Source organism: Xenophilus arseniciresistens, assembly GCF_028023875.1.
Taxonomy (GTDB): Bacteria; Pseudomonadota; Gammaproteobacteria; order Burkholderiales; family Burkholderiaceae_C; genus Xenophilus; species Xenophilus arseniciresistens.
Map to the genome: position 1 here is coordinate 64,307 of NZ_JAQIPB010000009.1, position 13,491 is coordinate 77,797.

Here is a 13,491-nt window from a genome sequence, read left to right on the forward strand (position 1 = left end):
GCGGCTCACAAGGGCCGGTTCTCGTCGGGCTCGGGCGCGCGGCGCTGGGGCGCCAGCAGCACCCAGGTGGCCAGCGGCCACAGCGCGCCCTCGGCCAGGGGCGCGACCAGCAGCATCCAGCCCGGGAAGGTGCCACCGGCCAGCATGCGGATGGCCAGCTCGATCAGGTGCGAGGCCACGAACATCGGCACCAGCTGCAGCCCCTGCGAAGGCACGCTGTACCACAGCAGCCGGCGGTGGACCATGATGGCGCAAAAGCTCAGCGTGGCGTAGCTCAGCGCATGCTGGCCCAGCAGGGCCGATTCATGCACGTCCATCACCAGTCCGAAGGCGAAGGCCGCGCCCAGGCCCACGCGCGCGGGCTGGTGCACGCTCCAGAACACGAGCACCAGCGCCAGCAGGTCGGGCATCCAGGCCGCACGGCCGAGCGGCACCATGTTCAGCAGCAGCGCCACCAGCAGGCTCACGCCGATGAACAGCGGGCTGACGGGCAGCAGCAGCTGCGCCTGGCCGGGACGCATGATCATGGCGAGCCTCCGCGGCCGGGCCGCACCCATGGCGGCGGCTTGTGCGGCGCAGGCATGGGCGCCTTGGCCGCGGCCGGCGGGTGGGCCGCGCCCGCGTCGGTCGGCGCGGGCTGGCCCACGGGCGCCAGCACCATCACGTAGCGCGGCGACACGGTCTGCGCCAGGGGCTCGCACCAGATGCGCGCGAAGGCCGATTCGGCCCGGCGCTCGATGCGCGCCACGCGCGCCACCGGCATGCCCGCCGGGTAGACGCCGTCGACGCCGCTGGTGGCCAGCAGATCGCCTTCCTGCACATCGGCATGGGCCGAGGTGAAGCGCAGCTCCATGCCGCTGCCGCTCGCATCGCCAAAGGCCAGGCCGCGCGCGCCAGTGCGCGTGTTCTGCACCGGGATCGACAGCTCGCGGTCGACCACCAGCGTGGCTTCGCTGGAGAAAGGTTGGACCTGCGTGACCTGCCCCAGCACGCCGCGTTCGTCGATCACGGGCGAGCCGGCCACGATGCCCTGCGTCAACCCCTGGTCGAGCACCACCTTGCGCGTGTAGGGGTCGGCCGCGTCGAACAGCACTTCGGCCGCGCGCCCCGGCACGGGGGTCTTCTGCCGCAGCTCCAGCATGGCGCGCAAGCGGGCGTTCTCGCGCGCCAGCTCGTCGGCCTGGTTCGCGCGCTGCGACTGCAGGGCCATGGCGCGGCGCGCCTCGTCCTCGGCGCGCTGGGCGCTGCCGAGGTCTGCCAGGTAGCGGCGGGCGCCGATCACGCCCTCCACCGGCTTCATGGCCAGCCATTGCACCGGATAGAGCACCGCGCCCACGGCGGTGCGCAGCGGCTTGACCACGTCGAAGCGCGCATCGGCCACCATCAGGAACAGCGACAGGGCGCTGAAGAAGATCAGCCGCGACAGCGCCGACGGCCCCTGGTTGAAGAGGGGCGGAGCGGTTCGGTCGAGCGTGCCAAGCGGCATGAAAGCGTGAAAGGCTGGCAGGTCAGATGGCAAAACGCCGGCGCTGGGGCCGGCGACTTGCGTAGGCTAGCGCGAACTTACTCGCTGGTGAAGATACTGCCCAGTCGGTCCATGCGTTCCAGGGCGATGCCGCAGCCGCGCACCACGCAGGTCAGCGGGTCTTCGGCCACCAGAACCGGCAGGCCGGTTTCCTCGGCCAGCAGGCGGTCGAGGTCGCGCAGCAGCGCGCCGCCACCGGTCAGCATCATGCCGCGCTCGGCAATGTCGGCACCCAGCTCGGGGGGCGTCATTTCGAGCGCGTTCTTCACGGCCGAGACGATGTTGTTGAGCGGATCGGTCAGCGCTTCCAGCACTTCGTTGGAGCTGATGGTGAAGCTGCGCGGCACGCCTTCGGAGAGGTTGCGGCCCTTGACCTCCATCTCCTTGACCTCGGAACCGGGGAAGGCCGAGCCGATGCTCTTCTTGATGATTTCGGCGGTGGGCTCGCCGATCAGCATGCCGTAGTTGCGGCGGATGTAGTTGATGATGGCGTCGTCGAAGCGGTCGCCGCCCACGCGCACCGAGCCCTTGTAGACCATGCCGCCCAGCGAGATCACGCCCACCTCGGTGGTGCCGCCGCCGATGTCGACCACCATCGAACCGCTGGCTTCGCTGACCGGCAGGCCGGCGCCGATGGCCGCGGCCATGGGCTCTTCGATCAGGTAGACGGAGGTGGCGCCGGCGGCCTCGGCCGCGTCCTTGATGGCGCGGCGCTCGACCTGGGTGGAGCCGCAGGGCACGCAGATGATGATGCGCGGGCTGGGCGTGAGCAGCGTGCGCGGGTGCACCATCTTGATGAACTGCTTGATCATCTGCTCGGTGATCACGAAGTCGGCGATCACGCCGTCCTTCATCGGGCGGATGGCCTCGATGTTGCCGGGCACCTTGCCCAGCATGGCCTTGGCTTCGGCGCCCACGGCCTGGATGACCTTCTTGCCGTGCGGGCCGCCTTCATGGCGGATGGCCACGACCGAAGGCTCGTCGAGCACGATGCCCTTGTTGCGGGCAAAGATCAGGGTGTTGGCGGTGCCGAGATCGATCGCGAGGTCGGTGGAAAAGTACCGACGGAAGGCTCCAAACATGGCGAGAGTCCTTGGGGCACGTCACGCGCTTCGGCCTGGCGTCGCCCTTGTTGTTGGATGGGAGGAATTTGACAGCAGATGCGGCACGACGGGCGCCGAACAAGCCTTAAGCGGGGCTCTGGCGACGTTCTTGGCGGCGTTTGGAGGCGCGTCGCGGCAAAGCCGGGATAATACCTGAATCCCCCTCATTTACCCTGCGTCCTTGCCCCTGGCAAAACGCCGGACACGCCTATTTTCTGGCCCCGCGCGGGCAAATTCCCCGATGGCTCTGAGCTCCTCCGACATCGCACGCATTGCCTCACTGGCAAGGTTGCAGCTGGCCCCTGAAGAAAGCGAGCGCATGCTTTCCCAGATCAACGGCTTTTTCGACCTCGCCCTGCGCCTGCAGGCCGTGGACACCACCGGCGTCGAGCCGCTGGCCCACCCCGTGGCGGCCATCGAGGACGTCACGCTGCGCCTGGCCCCCGACGTGGTGAGCGAGCGCGACAACCGCAGCGCCAACCAGAAAAGCGCCCCGGCCGTGGAAGCCGGCCTGTTCCTGGTGCCCAAGGTGATCGAATGAGCTCAAAGGAATTGCACGCACAAGGCGTGGCCGGATTGGCACGCGCGCTGGCAGCGCGCGAGGTGTCGGCCGTCGAGACGGCCCAGCACTTCCTGGCCCGCATGAAGACCCATGAAGCGCTGGGCGCCTTCGTGGCCGTGAACGAGGACGTGACCCTGGCCCAGGCCCGCGCGGCCGATGCGGCCCTGGCCGCCGGCACGGCCGGCCCGCTGGCCGGCGTGCCGCTGGCGCACAAGGACATCTTCGTCACCACCGACTTCCCGACCACGGCCGGCTCGAAGATGCTGGCCGGCTACCAGTCGCCTTTTGACGCGACGGTGGTGCGCAAGCTGGCCGAGGCCGGCGCCGTGACCCTGGGCAAGCTCAGCTGCGACGAGTTCGCCATGGGCTCGGCCAACGAGAACGTGGCCGTGCCGGCCGTGGGCCAAGGCAGCGCCACGCCCGTGCGCAACCCCTGGGACCGCACGCGCGTGCCCGGCGGCTCCTCGGGCGGCAGCGCCGCCGCCGTGGCCGCGGGCCTGGCGCCGGCCGCCACCGGCACCGACACCGGCGGCTCCATCCGCCAGCCCGCCAGCTTCTGCGGCATCACGGGCATCAAGCCCACCTACGGCCGCGCCTCGCGCTACGGCATGGTGGCCTTTGCCTCCAGCCTCGATCAGGCCGGCCCGATGGCCCGCTCGGCCGAGGACTGCGCGCTGCTGCTCTCGGCCCTGGCCGGCCCCGACCTGCAGCGCGACTCCACCTCGCTGGACCGCCCGGCCGAGGACTACAGCCGCGACCTGAACGCTTCGCTCGAAGGCCTGCGCATCGGCGTGCCCGAGGAATTCGTCGGCGAGGGCGTGGCGCCCGGCGTGCGCGCCGCACTCGAGGCTGCGCTGGCCGAATACGAGAAGCTCGGTGCCAAACGCGTGACGGTGAGCCTGCCGCGCACCGAGCTGTCGATCCCCGTGTACTACATCCTCGCGCCGGCCGAAGCCAGCTCCAACCTCAGCCGCTTCGACGGCGTGAAGTTCGGCCACCGCGCCAAGGACTACGGTGACCTGGCCGACATGTACGCGAAGACGCGCGCCGAAGGCTTCGGCGACGAGGTCAAGCGCCGCATCATGATCGGCACCTACGTGCTTTCCCACGGCTACTACGACGCCTACTACCTGCAGGCGCAGAAGGTGCGCCGCATGATTGCCGACGACTTCCAGCGCGCCTTCGCGCAGTGCGACCTGATCGCCGGCCCGGTGGCCCCCACCGTGGCCTGGAAGATCGGCGAGCATGGCGACGACCCCGTGGCCGATTACCTGGCCGACATCTTCACGCTGCCCGGCTCGCTGGCCGGCCTGCCCGGCATGAGCCTGCCCGTGGGCTTTGGCGAACACGGCATGCCCGTGGGCCTGCAGCTCATCGGCAACTATTTCGGCGAAGCGAAGCTGCTCAACGCGGCGCACCGCTTCCAGCAGGCCACCGACTGGCATCAGCGCAGGCCGGAGGGCTTCTGAACATGAGCGAGACGACCATCAACACCTTCGCCGCCGCCCAGGAAGGCCGCCCCACGGGTCCGCTGGTGCAGGGCTATGAAGTCATCATCGGCTTCGAGACGCACGCGCAGCTCTCCACCGCGAGCAAGATCTTCAGCCGCGCCAGCACGGCCTTCGGCGCCGAGCCCAACACGCAGGCCTGCGCGGTCGATCTGGCGCTGCCCGGCACGCTGCCCGTGATGAACGAGGGCGCCGTGGAGCGCGCGATCAAGCTGGGCCTGGCACTGGGCTCGCACATCGCGCCGCGCAGCGTCTTCGCGCGCAAGAACTACTTCTACCCCGACCTGCCCAAGGGCTACCAGATCAGCCAGTACGAGATCCCGGTGGTGCAGGGCGGCAGCGTGAGCTTCTATCTGGGCGACGAGTTCAAAACCGTGCGCCTGGTGCGCGCGCACCTCGAGGAAGACGCGGGCAAGTCGCTGCACGAGGACTTCATCGGCCAGTCGGGCATCGACCTGAACCGCGCCGGCACGCCGCTGCTTGAAATCGTGACCGAGCCCGACATCCGCTCCACCGCAGAGGCCGTGGCCTATGCGAAGGAGCTGCACAAGATCGTGACCTGGATCGGCATCTGCGACGGCAACATGCAGGAAGGGTCCTTCCGCTGCGACGCCAACGTCTCGGTGCGCAAGCCCGGCCAGCCGCTGGGCACGCGGCGCGAGATCAAGAACCTCAACAGCTTCCGCTTCATGCAGCAGGCGATCGACTACGAGATCCGCTGGCAGATCGAGCAGATCGAGGACGGGCACGAGATCCAGCAGGCCACCGTGCTGTTCGACCCCGACACGGGCGAGACGCGCGCCATGCGCACCAAGGAAGACGCAGCCGACTACCGCTACTTCCCCGACCCGGACCTGCCGCCGCTGGCCATTGCGGCGCAGTGGATCGAGCGCGTGAAGGCGCAGATGCCCGAGCTGCCGCGCGCGATGGCTGCGCGCTATGTGCGCGAGCATGGGCTGTCGGAATACGACGCGGCGCAGCTCACGCAGAGCCCCGCGCACGCGGCCTACTTCGAGGCCGCCGTGGCCGCGGGCGCCGCGCCCAAGCTGGCGAGCAACTGGCTGCAGGGCGAGATCTCCAAGCGCCTGAACGCGCAGGAGATGGCCATCGAGGCCGCACCGGTGTCGGCCGCGCAGCTGGCCGCGCTCATCGGCCGCATCGGCGACGGCACCATCTCCAATGCGGCCGCGCGCCAGGTCTTCGAGGCACTGTGGAGCGGCGAGGGCCAGGACGTGGACGCCGTCATCGAGGCCAAGGGCCTCAAGCAGATTCAAGATGCCGGCGCGATGGAAAAGATCATCGACGAGGTGCTGGCGAAGAACGAGAAGAACATCGCCGAGTACCGCGCGGGCAAGGACAAGGCCTTCAACGCCCTGGTCGGCCAGGTGATGAAGGCCAGCGCGGGCAAGGCCAACCCGGCGCAGGTCAATGCGCTGCTCAAGCAGAAGCTGGGCTGAAGAAGACGTCGAGGGCCGAGCGTCGGGCACGCGAGGCGCTCGACGCCGGGCGCTCAGCCTTTCCAGAGCCTGGTCAGCCGCGCGCGTTCCTCGTCGAAGCGCAGGTTCACGCGCCGCTTCTCGTCTTCCTGCTCGCGGATGAAGCGGGTCTGCACCGCCACTGCCTTGTCGTTGTCGTCGACGCGCCGGCGCAGCGAGCTGGGCGCCTTGCCCGGGTCCTTGACGTAGAACTCCATTTCGCCGTCGATCAGCTTGCGCGCCGCGCCCAGCTCCACCAGCCGGCTGCGCGCAGCCTTGATCAGCTCGTCGATCTGCGCCAGCGTGTCCTGGCGTTCACGATCGTGCGCTTCTGCGTTGGGATAGCGCACCAGCAGTGCGCGGTCGCGGCGCCGCTCTTCCTGGGCGCGCAGCGCGGCCTGCTGGGCTTCGCGCTGGCGCGCCTCGCGCGCGGCCTGCTCCTCGGCCGTCAGGGTGGGCTCGATGATGCGGCGCACGTTGCCGCCCGGGCTCAGCTCGCGCTGCTCGCGGTCGACGCAGGCCGCGATGGGCCGGTCGGAGGTGACGGTGCGGCCATTCGCGTCGACACAGACAAAGATGCTGCCGCTGTTGCTGCCGCCTGGCTGCTGCTGGGCCCACGCACCCAGCGCGGCCACCGCGCCGCCGCCCAGCAGCAGGGCCGATCGCAGCAGGAGGGCAGCAGGCAGCATGGGCGCGGACTCCTTGAGCGCGTGGGTGATCGTTCGTCAGGCCGCGCCGTAGCGCGTGCGGTAGGCCAGCACGCTGTCGCGGTGGGCCCGCAACGCATCCCCGGCGCGCTGTTCCAGATACTCTAGCAAGTCTGCCAGCGTGGCGATGGGCAGCACCTGCATGCCAAGCTGCTGGCGGACATATTGCACGGCGCTGTGCGGCACGTCCACGCCGTTCTCGGTCGCCATCTCCTGGCGGTCCAGCGCGATGGCCACGGCATGCGGCACTGCGCCGGCGGCGCGGATCAGCGCGATCGACTCGCGCACGGCGGTGCCGGCGGACATCACGTCATCGATGATGAGCACGCGCCCGGCCAGCGGCGCGCCCACCAGCGAGCCGCCCTCGCCATGGTCCTTGGCTTCCTTGCGGTTGTAGGCAAAGGGCACGTTGCGGCCGCGCCGCGCCAGCTCGGCCGCCACCGTCGCGCCCAGCGGAATGCCCTTGTAGGCGGGGCCGAAGATCATGTCGAACTCGAGGCCCGACTCCAGCAACCGCTGCGCATAGAAGCCGGCCAGGCGCAGGATGCTGGCGCCGTCGTTGAACAGGCCGGCATTGAAGAAGTAGGGGCTCATGCGCCCGGCCTTGGTCTTGAACTCGCCAAAGCGCAGCACCTGCGCGTCGATGGCGAACTGCACGAAGTCCTGGGCCAGGGAGCTGGCCGGGGCGGCCTTGGAGGAGGAAGCGGCGAGAGCCATGGGCGAAGAATCCTTGGGAACTGGCGCCGGCGGCCTGCGCCAGCGGCTGAAAAACGGCCCGGATTCTAGGTCGCCGGGCTCAGCCGCGCAGCGGCCACAGTGCCAGGATCAGCGGCACCAGCACCGTGGTGGCGATGCCGTTGAGCCCCATGGCAAGCGCCGCGAAGGCCCCGGCCGTGGGGCTGGCAGGCAGCTCGCGCGCCAGGCCGATGGCATGGGCCGTGAGGCCGGAGGCGAAGCCCCGCACCACCGGGTCGTGCACGCGCAAGAGCCGCATCACGGGCGGCGCGGCCACCGCGCCCACGATGCCCGTGATGGCCACCGCCACCGCCGTCAGCGAGGCCAGGCCGCCCGCCCGCTCGGCCACCGGCATGGCCACGGGCATGGTGGCCGACTTGGGCGCCAGCGAAGCCAGCGTCTCCCACGATCCGCCCAGCGCCCAGGCAATGCCCACGGCCGACACGATGGCCACCGAGCCGCCCACCAGCAGGGCCAGCAGCAGCGGCAGCCACAGCGCGCGCAGGCGGCCCCATTGCCGCACCAGCGGCACGGCCAGCGCCACGGTGGCCGGGCCGATCAGCAGGCTCAGCGGGCGCACGCCTTCGGCATAGCTGCGGTAGTCGGTGCCGCTGGCCAGCAGCACGGCCACCACCACGGCCGTGCCCGTGAGCACCGGCAGCAGCAGGGGGTTGGCGCCCGCGCGCCGGTACAGCGCCAGCGCCGCAAGGTAGGTGCACAGGGTCAGGCTCAGCCACAGCACGGAAGACGCGGCCAGCGCCTGGCCCAGCGCGTTCACGGCCTCCATCAGCGAGCCTCCTGCGGGGCAGTGGCCGCAGGCCCTTCGTGCGCCGCGGCATGGCCCATGCGCCGCAGCAGCCAGCGCAAGGTCAGCGCCGTGACGGCCAGCGTGATGACCGAGCCGGCCACGCTGGCGATCAGGAAGGGCTGCCACTCGCGCGCCACGCGCTCGAAGTGCAGCATCACGCCCGCCACCGACGGCATGAACAGCAGCATCATGTGCGGCAGCAGCTTGTCGGCGCACTCGCCCAGCGCCTGCGGCACGCGGCCCAGCGCCAGCAGGCCGAGCAGCAGGAAGATCAGGCCCAGCACGGCACCGGGCAGCGGCAGGCCGCAAAGGCGGGTCACCGCGTCGCCGGCCAGTTGGCACAGCAGCAGAAGGGCAAAGGCTTGGAGCATGGGCAAGGCGGGCCGGGCGCAGACGCGAAAGCGCCGCATGGTAGGCCGTCGGGCCGCGGCCTGCCGGCCTGGGTGTACTGCGCGGCGGCAGGCACCGGCAGGCACCGGCACAATGGGCGCCCTTCAGATTGCCGCCCGCCGCTTCTTCTTCGATGTCGACCTCCCGCCTCACCAAGATCACCAGCCTCAACCTCAACGGCCTGCGCTCGGCCAGCACCAAGGGCGTGGCCGACTGGGTGGCGCAGACCGCGCCCGACTGCATCTGCATGCAGGAAATCCGCGTGCAGGCCAGCGACGTGGTGGGCCGCTTCGAGGAAATGGCCGGCCTCAAGGGCCACTTCCACTTCGCAGAAAAGAAGGGCTATGCCGGCACCGCCATCTACACCCGCCACGAACCCAGCGAGGTGGTGGTGGGCTGGGGCGACACCGAGTTCGATGCCGAGGGCCGCTACCTGGAACTGCGCTTCGACCGGCCGGGCCGCAAGCTCTCCATCATCAGCAGCTACTTCCCCAGCGGCAGCTCGGGCGAGGAGCGCCAGGCCGCCAAGTTCCGTTTCCTGGCGGGCTTCTTCCCCTACCTGACCCGGCTCAAGCAGGAGCGCGAGTTCATCCTCTGCGGCGACCTGAACATCGCGCACAGGGAAGCCGACCTCAAGAACTGGAAGGGCAACCAGAAGAACAGCGGCTTCCTGCCCGAGGAACGCGCCTGGATGACGCGGCTGCTGGATGCGGGCGCGGACGGCGCCGGCCTGGTGGACGTGTACCGCCACCTCAAGCCCGACACCACCGACGCCTGCTACACCTGGTGGAGCAACCGCGGCCAGGCCTATGCAAAGAACGTGGGCTGGCGCCTGGACTACCACCTGGCCACGCCGGCCCTGGCGCAACTGGCGCGCAGCGAAGAGATCTACAAGACCGTGAAGTTCAGCGACCACGCGCCGATCACGGTGGAGTACGAGTTCGGCATCTGAGACGCACAGCACAAGGAGAAGGACATGGGCGCGCAATGGAAATCGAAGGGCAAGGAGCTGGTGGCCAACGCCAAGGGCAAGCTCTTCAGCAAACTCGCCAAGGAAATCATGATGGCGGCCCGCAACGGCGCCGACCCGGCCTCCAACGCCCGGCTGCGGCTGGTGGTGGAGCAGGCGCGCAAGGCGTCGATGCCCAAGGACACGCTGGACCGCGCCATCAAGAAGGGCGCGGGGCTCACGGGCGAAGCCGTGAACTTCGAGCATGTGATCTATGAAGGCTTCGCGCCGCACCGCGTGCCGCTGATGGTCGAGTGCCTGACCGACAACCTCAACCGCACCGCACCCGAAATGCGCGTGCTCTTTCGCAAGGGCCAGCTCGGCACCTCGGGCTCGGTGGCCTGGGACTTCGACCACCTGGGCATGATCGAGGCCGTGCCGGCCGCCGCGGGCGCCGACGCCGAGGTGGCGGCCATCGAGGCTGGCGCGCAGGACCTGGAGGCCGGCGAGGAAGAAGGCAGCACCCTGTTCCTCACGGCCCCGACCGACCTGGACCTGGTGAGCAAGGCCCTGCCCGAACAGGGCTTCACCGTGCTGTCGGCCAAGCTGGGCTACAAGCCCAAGAACCCGGTCGATGCGAGCACGCTGAGCGCCGAGCAGCTCGAAGAGGTGGAGGCCTTCCTGGCGGCCATCGACGGCAACGACGACGTGCAGAACGTCTATGTGGGCCTGACGACGGGCTGATCAGGCCAGCTCGAACAGCACGTCCTGCGCGCCCTCCCACAGCACCTGCGTGCCCAGCGCGCGCAGGTGCTCCCTGCCCTCGGTGACGGTCAGGAAGTGGTTGCCCGCCAGCGGTCCCATCTTGCTGGCGAAGCTGCAGGCGCCGTAGGCCAGGATGATCTCGGTCTCGCTGTAGCCGCCCGGGTAGAACAGGATGTCTCCCACCGAGGGGTGGCTGGTGTGGTTCTCGAAGCCCACGGGCCGGCCCTCGTGCAGCAGCCTGAATTCGCCCAGCGGCACCCAGCAGCCCTCGCCGCTCCAGCGCACATGGATCAGCTTCTGGCGGTAGGGCAGCAGGCCCAGGAAGGCCGCCACGGTCTGCGGCGCGTCGGGGTGGGTCTCGGCCACGAAAGTGTGCGGGCCGGCGGTGATCTTGATGCGTGTCATGGATCCGGAAGCTGGAGAGATGGGAAATCAGCCGCAGCAGGCGCCCCTGAGGCGGCCCGCGCGATAGAAGGGGCCGAGGTCTTCGGCCATCGCCTGCACGCTGCGGCGCCAGCCGGCCCAGGCCCCGTCGTCGGCCGCCAGCGCGGCGCGCATGCGCGCGCGCAGCTCGCCCAGCAGGGCCGGCTCGTCCACGCCGCACACCCTGCCGGCATCGACCACGCGCCGGCCGGCGGCGATGACACTGTGCACATGCCGGCCCTGGCCACGCGCGAGCAGCAGATCGAGCGGATCGATGTCGTCGAACAGGGCGTCGTCGTCCAGCGCGTCCCAGTCGAGCAGCACGATGTCGGCGTGCTCGCCCGGCGCCAGGCGCGCGCGCGAGGCAAAGCGCCACAGCTGTGCGGCGCTGAGCCTGTCCTCGTAGCCCCAGCCACGGTGCAGCGCATGGGCCAGGCGCGCTTCGCGCAGCGCATCGTCGTCTTCATCGAAAGCCATGCCGTCCAGGCCCATGGCCACCTTGCAGCCCTGCGCGAGCATCTCCGACAGCGGCGCGATGCCCGACTTCAGGCCCAGGTTGGAGCTGGTGTTGACGGCAATGGTCACGCCCCGCTCGGCGATCAGCGCCAGCTCCTGCGGCCGGGCCCAGGTGCAATGGGCCAGCGTGAGGCGCGGGCTCAGCAGGCCGATGTGGTCCAGGAAGTGCACGATGCCTTCGGGGTGCGCTTCATCGGCCCAGGCGCGCTGGTACTGCGTCTCCAGCAGGTGCATGTGCACGCGGCGGCCCGTGTCGGCCGAGGCCTGCGCAATGGCTTCGAGCAGCGGCGTGCTGCACCACTGCACGCCCGTGGGGCCGTACTGCACATCCACCTGCGCGCCGTGGCCCTCCTGCGCGATGCGCGCTGCCACCTCGTCGACGCCGCCGAGCTGCTGCGCGGGCGCCACGGGCTTCACGCCCAGGCGCCGCGCCACCTCGTCGCGGATGCCCGGACGCAGCGCGCCCAGCATGGCCGCATCGTCGGCATAGCCGATGCCATGGCGGTCGCGCAGCGCCACCGCAAAGCCAATGCGCACGCCCACGTCGCGCGCGGCCCGCGCCACCGCCGCCGCCTCGTCGGCATAGGGCATGCCGCCCTGCACGCGTGTGTAATGCACCATCAGTTCCACCACGCCGTTGCGCAGCGAGCGCGCAAAGGAGGTGGCGGCGCACAGGTACGGGTCCATGCCCGGCAGCACGCCCAGGAAGGGCAGCCAGCCTTCCAGCGGCTGCCCGAAGGCGCCCAGGGTGGCGCTGCGGAAGGTGCGCGCATGGTCGTGTGCGTTGGCCAGCGCGGGCAGCGCGAGCCGGCGTCGTCCGGCGGGGGCGGCCGGCAGCGGCGTGAGCCGCGCCACCTGCTCCCCTTCGAGCGCGATGCGCATGTTGCGCTGCGCGGGCGCCGTGCCGGGGTCGGCCAGCAGCCAGGCGCAGTCGATCTCCTGGCCCACGGGTTCGCTCATCGCGCCGAGACCTTGCGTTCGGCCGCAGGCGGCAGGAAACGGCGGTCGAAGACCTCCGCCGCAGTGGGCACCTGCGGCAGGTCGAAGGCCTCCTTGAGTTGCAGGAAGCCGCGCGCGAAGCGGGCATCGCTCACGTCGCCCAGGCCCTGGGCCGCCACTTCGGGCGTCAGCATGATGGTCTTGAGCGTGTACGCGAGGCGGCGCTTTTCCAGCGCCTTGTTCAGCAGCGGCTCGCGCCTGGCCAGCGCGGCAATGGCGGCGTCGGGGTCGGCGATGGTGTCGCGCACGGCCCGGTTGACCGCGCGCACCAGGCCGGCCACGGCCTCGGGTTTGTCCTTGATCAGTTGCTGCGACACCATCACGCCGTTGCCGTACAGCTCGACGCCGTAGTCGCCGTAGTGCATCCAGCGGATGTCCTTGTCGGGGTCGACGCCCTGCGCCACCAGGTTCATGTAGCTGGTGACCGAGAACACGGCCGAGCCATCGACATGGCCCTTGAGCAGCATCTGCTCCTGCAGGTTGGGCGCCACGTTGGTCCATTTCACTTTCGCGGCGTCGATGCCGGCGCGCGCCGCGATCACGGGGAACATGCGCGCCGCGGCGCCGCCGGCAGGCGTGCCCAGCGTGCGCCCTTCCAGGTCCCTGGGCTGGCGGACCGGGCTGTCGGACTTGAGGATCAGCGCGAAGGGCGCGCGGTTGTAGAGCATGTAGACCATCACCGGCGCCTGGCCCGGCCTGGCCACGGCGTTCTGCACGATGGCGTTGACGTCGCCAAAGCCGGCCTGGTAGGCGCCGGCCATGATCTTGGTCACCGTCGCGGCCGAGCCGTCGCCCTGGTCGATGGTCACGGCCAGCTTTTCCTGGTCGAAGTAGCCGCGGTCCTGCGCGAGGTAGTACCAGGCGTGGATGCCCTGCAGCTTCCAGTCGAGCACGAACTTGATGGGCGTCGCAGGCTGCGCGGCGACCGGCAATGCGCACAGGGCGCTCGAGGCCAGGAGCCCCAGGCTCAGGGCGCGGCGGGACAGACGAAGGGGCATGGCACTTCCTTGGAGGACGGAGGGAACA

Annotated in this window: 15 protein-coding genes; 5 read left to right on the forward strand and 10 right to left on the reverse strand. The window is 70.1% G+C overall.

Annotated elements, in window-relative coordinates:
* Positions 1–5: 5 nt before the first annotated feature.
* The 3 genes from mreD to PGB34_RS18085 form a co-directional block, all read right to left on the reverse strand.
* A complete protein-coding gene (gene mreD / locus PGB34_RS18075; RefSeq protein ID WP_271429497.1) occupies positions 6–527 on the reverse strand; it encodes a rod shape-determining protein MreD in 522 nt (173 codons plus the stop codon).
* Positions 524–1,486, reverse strand: a complete 963-nt coding sequence (gene mreC / locus PGB34_RS18080; RefSeq protein ID WP_271429498.1) for a rod shape-determining protein MreC — start codon at positions 1,484–1,486, stop codon at positions 524–526. Before mreC ends, mreD begins: the two co-directional genes overlap by 4 nt.
* 77 nt (positions 1,487–1,563) lie before the next feature.
* Positions 1,564–2,607 carry a rod shape-determining protein gene (locus PGB34_RS18085; RefSeq protein ID WP_225785346.1) on the reverse strand — a complete coding sequence of 348 codons (1,044 nt, stop codon included), beginning with the start codon at positions 2,605–2,607 and terminating at the stop codon, positions 1,564–1,566.
* Between the two features lie 262 nt (positions 2,608–2,869).
* Between PGB34_RS18085 and gatC the strand changes: the two genes are divergently transcribed.
* From gatC to gatB, 3 genes are read left to right on the forward strand one after another with little or no spacing between them, the layout of a single operon-like run.
* Positions 2,870–3,169 (forward strand): Asp-tRNA(Asn)/Glu-tRNA(Gln) amidotransferase subunit GatC, encoded by a 300-nt coding sequence (gene gatC / locus PGB34_RS18090; RefSeq protein WP_271429499.1) that lies wholly within the window; start codon positions 2,870–2,872, stop codon positions 3,167–3,169.
* Complete coding sequence (gene gatA, locus PGB34_RS18095) at positions 3,166–4,659, forward strand: Asp-tRNA(Asn)/Glu-tRNA(Gln) amidotransferase subunit GatA (RefSeq protein ID WP_271429500.1); 1,494 nt, start codon at positions 3,166–3,168, stop codon at positions 4,657–4,659. Before gatC ends, gatA begins: the two co-directional genes overlap by 4 nt.
* Positions 4,660–4,661: 2 nt before the next feature.
* On the forward strand, positions 4,662–6,155 hold the full coding sequence (gatB, locus tag PGB34_RS18100; RefSeq protein ID WP_271429501.1) for an Asp-tRNA(Asn)/Glu-tRNA(Gln) amidotransferase subunit GatB: 1,494 nt from the start codon (positions 4,662–4,664) through the stop codon (positions 6,153–6,155).
* 53 nt (positions 6,156–6,208) lie between these two features.
* Here the strand turns inward: gatB and PGB34_RS18105 are convergent, their stop codons facing one another.
* From PGB34_RS18105 to PGB34_RS18120, 4 genes are all read right to left on the reverse strand, one after another.
* Entirely contained in the window at positions 6,209–6,862 is a 654-nt protein-coding gene (locus PGB34_RS18105; protein ID WP_271429502.1) for a DUF4124 domain-containing protein, read from the reverse strand.
* A 36-nt stretch (positions 6,863–6,898) separates the two neighbouring features.
* Entirely contained in the window at positions 6,899–7,597 is a 699-nt protein-coding gene (gene pyrE, locus PGB34_RS18110; RefSeq protein ID WP_271429503.1) for an orotate phosphoribosyltransferase, read from the reverse strand.
* 79 nt (positions 7,598–7,676) lie between these two features.
* Positions 7,677–8,402: an LrgB family protein gene (locus tag PGB34_RS18115; protein WP_271429504.1), complete on the reverse strand. Its 726-nt coding sequence runs from the start codon at positions 8,400–8,402 to the stop codon at positions 7,677–7,679.
* The gene (locus PGB34_RS18120) at positions 8,402–8,794 is read right to left on the reverse strand and encodes a CidA/LrgA family protein (protein WP_271429505.1); all 393 of its coding nucleotides are present in this window, start codon (positions 8,792–8,794) and stop codon (positions 8,402–8,404) included. Before PGB34_RS18120 ends, PGB34_RS18115 begins: the two co-directional genes overlap by 1 nt.
* Before the next feature lie 152 nt (positions 8,795–8,946).
* On the opposite strand from PGB34_RS18120, the gene PGB34_RS18125 reads away from it, so the two are divergent.
* Positions 8,947–9,765: an exodeoxyribonuclease III gene (locus PGB34_RS18125; protein ID WP_271429506.1), complete on the forward strand. Its 819-nt coding sequence runs from the start codon at positions 8,947–8,949 to the stop codon at positions 9,763–9,765.
* A 24-nt stretch (positions 9,766–9,789) separates the two neighbouring features.
* Positions 9,790–10,506: a YebC/PmpR family DNA-binding transcriptional regulator gene (locus tag PGB34_RS18130; protein WP_271429507.1), complete on the forward strand. Its 717-nt coding sequence runs from the start codon at positions 9,790–9,792 to the stop codon at positions 10,504–10,506.
* Here the strand turns inward: PGB34_RS18130 and PGB34_RS18135 are convergent, their stop codons facing one another.
* From PGB34_RS18135 to PGB34_RS18145, 3 genes are read right to left on the reverse strand one after another with little or no spacing between them, the layout of a single operon-like run.
* Positions 10,507–10,932, reverse strand: coding sequence for a DUF3830 family protein (locus PGB34_RS18135; protein WP_271429508.1), 426 nt, complete (start codon positions 10,930–10,932; stop codon positions 10,507–10,509).
* Between the two features lie 27 nt (positions 10,933–10,959).
* Positions 10,960–12,426 carry an amidohydrolase family protein gene (locus tag PGB34_RS18140; protein WP_271429509.1) on the reverse strand — a complete coding sequence of 489 codons (1,467 nt, stop codon included), beginning with the start codon at positions 12,424–12,426 and terminating at the stop codon, positions 10,960–10,962.
* A complete protein-coding gene (locus PGB34_RS18145) occupies positions 12,423–13,463 on the reverse strand; it encodes an ABC transporter substrate-binding protein (protein ID WP_271429510.1) in 1,041 nt (346 codons plus the stop codon). Before PGB34_RS18145 ends, PGB34_RS18140 begins: the two co-directional genes overlap by 4 nt.
* Positions 13,464–13,491 lie beyond the last annotated feature (28 nt).

What these genes read in the sequence shown, in the direction of transcription:
- mreD (WP_271429497.1), bottom strand. Translation starts at nt 527, where the DNA reads ATGATCATGCGTCCCGGCCAGGCGCAGCTGCTGCTGCCCGTCAGCCCG.
- mreC (WP_271429498.1), bottom strand. Translation starts at nt 1,486, where the DNA reads ATGCCGCTTGGCACGCTCGACCGAACCGCTCCGCCCCTCTTCAACCAG.
- PGB34_RS18085 (WP_225785346.1), bottom strand. Translation starts at nt 2,607, where the DNA reads ATGTTTGGAGCCTTCCGTCGGTACTTTTCCACCGACCTCGCGATCGAT.
- gatC (WP_271429499.1), top strand. Translation starts at nt 2,870, where the DNA reads ATGGCTCTGAGCTCCTCCGACATCGCACGCATTGCCTCACTGGCAAGG.
- gatA (WP_271429500.1), top strand. Translation starts at nt 3,166, where the DNA reads ATGAGCTCAAAGGAATTGCACGCACAAGGCGTGGCCGGATTGGCACGC.
- gatB (WP_271429501.1), top strand. Translation starts at nt 4,662, where the DNA reads ATGAGCGAGACGACCATCAACACCTTCGCCGCCGCCCAGGAAGGCCGC.
- PGB34_RS18105 (WP_271429502.1), bottom strand. Translation starts at nt 6,862, where the DNA reads ATGCTGCCTGCTGCCCTCCTGCTGCGATCGGCCCTGCTGCTGGGCGGC.
- pyrE (WP_271429503.1), bottom strand. Translation starts at nt 7,597, where the DNA reads ATGGCTCTCGCCGCTTCCTCCTCCAAGGCCGCCCCGGCCAGCTCCCTG.
- PGB34_RS18115 (WP_271429504.1), bottom strand. Translation starts at nt 8,402, where the DNA reads ATGGAGGCCGTGAACGCGCTGGGCCAGGCGCTGGCCGCGTCTTCCGTG.
- PGB34_RS18120 (WP_271429505.1), bottom strand. Translation starts at nt 8,794, where the DNA reads ATGCTCCAAGCCTTTGCCCTTCTGCTGCTGTGCCAACTGGCCGGCGAC.
- PGB34_RS18125 (WP_271429506.1), top strand. Translation starts at nt 8,947, where the DNA reads ATGTCGACCTCCCGCCTCACCAAGATCACCAGCCTCAACCTCAACGGC.
- PGB34_RS18130 (WP_271429507.1), top strand. Translation starts at nt 9,790, where the DNA reads ATGGGCGCGCAATGGAAATCGAAGGGCAAGGAGCTGGTGGCCAACGCC.
- PGB34_RS18135 (WP_271429508.1), bottom strand. Translation starts at nt 10,932, where the DNA reads ATGACACGCATCAAGATCACCGCCGGCCCGCACACTTTCGTGGCCGAG.
- PGB34_RS18140 (WP_271429509.1), bottom strand. Translation starts at nt 12,426, where the DNA reads ATGAGCGAACCCGTGGGCCAGGAGATCGACTGCGCCTGGCTGCTGGCC.
- PGB34_RS18145 (WP_271429510.1), bottom strand. Translation starts at nt 13,463, where the DNA reads ATGCCCCTTCGTCTGTCCCGCCGCGCCCTGAGCCTGGGGCTCCTGGCC.